This window comes from Herminiimonas sp. (genome assembly GCF_030645555.1).
In the GTDB taxonomy this organism is placed as follows: Bacteria; Pseudomonadota; Gammaproteobacteria; order Burkholderiales; family Burkholderiaceae_D; genus Oxalicibacterium.
Window position 1 is genome coordinate 1 of record NZ_JAUSME010000161.1, and the last position, 1,284, is coordinate 1,284.

At 61.1% G+C, this 1,284-nt stretch carries 1 protein-coding gene; it reads left to right on the forward strand.

Features of this window, described 5'->3' with window-relative positions; all coding sequences use genetic code 11:
• A partial coding sequence (gene ligA / locus Q7T06_RS06490) for an NAD-dependent DNA ligase LigA (RefSeq protein WP_304782165.1) occupies positions 1 to 1,284 on the forward strand: 1,284 nt, incomplete at both ends.

A 1,284-nucleotide genomic window follows, 5' to 3' on the forward strand; every position in this document is an offset into this window, starting at 1 on the left:
CGTGTAGGTGCATTGGCGCTGTCCGCTTTTCCGCAAATCACGCATTCAGTGCCGATGCTGTCGCTGGGTAACGGTTTTGAAGATGAAGATATCGTCGCTTTCGACCGGCGTGCGCGCGAAGGCTTGAACAGCGATACAGAAATCGAATATGCGACCGAACTCAAGTTCGACGGCCTCGCCATCAATCTGCGCTATGAAGACGGCCTGCTGGTACAGGCCGCCACGCGCGGCGATGGTGCGACCGGCGAAAACGTCACTGCCAACATCCGTACCGTGCGCGAAATTCCATTGCGCCTGCACACCGCCACGCCGCCCAGGGTGCTGGACGTACGCGGTGAAGTGATGATGTACAAGGCCGATCTGGCGAAGCTGAATGCACGCCAGCGCGAGGCCGGCGCCAAGGAATTCGCCAATCCGCGCAATGCGGCCGCCGGCAGTCTGCGCCAGCTCGATTCGCGCATCACTGCGCAACGCAGCCTGCGCTTTTTCGCCTACGGCATAGGCGCGCTCGAAGGCATGGACATGCCGGCATCGCATGCCGCATTGATGGATTGGTATGCAAAACTCGGGATACCGGTTTGCGCCGAACGTGCGGTGGTGCAGGGCGCCTCCGGGCTGCTGGATTTCTACCGCGCTATCGGCGAAAAACGCCCGCAACTGCCTTACGAAATCGACGGTGTCGTCTACAAGCTCAATCGCACCGGGCAGCAACAACAACTGGGTTTTGTTTCGCGTGCGCCGCGTTTTGCGATCGCGCATAAAGTCCCGGCGGAAGAAGCATTGACGACGGTGCAGGGGATAGAAGTGCAGGTGGGCCGCACCGGTGCGATTACGCCGGTGGCGCGTCTGGCGCCGGTGGTGGTCGGCGGCGTCACGGTGACCAATGCGACGCTGCATAATGAAGATGAAGTGCGGCGCAAGGATATACAGACAGGCGATACCGTCATCGTGCGGCGCGCCGGCGATGTGATACCGGAAGTGGTGTCGCATGTGCCGGAGTTGCGCCCTGCAGATGCGCAGCCTTTCATCATGCCGACCATTTGTCCGGTATGCGGCTCGCCCATCGTGCGGCTGGAAGATGAAGCGATTGCGCGCTGTTCCGGCGGCTGGGTCAAGTGTGCGGCGCAACGCAAGGGCGGCTTGCTGCATTTTGTCTCGCGCCGGGCGATGGATGTGGAAGGCCTGGGCGATCAACTGGTAGAGCAATTGGTCGACAAGCAGATCATCACGACGGCTGCGGATTTGTACAAGCTGGGTTTTCGCGCGCTGGCCGAACTGGACCGG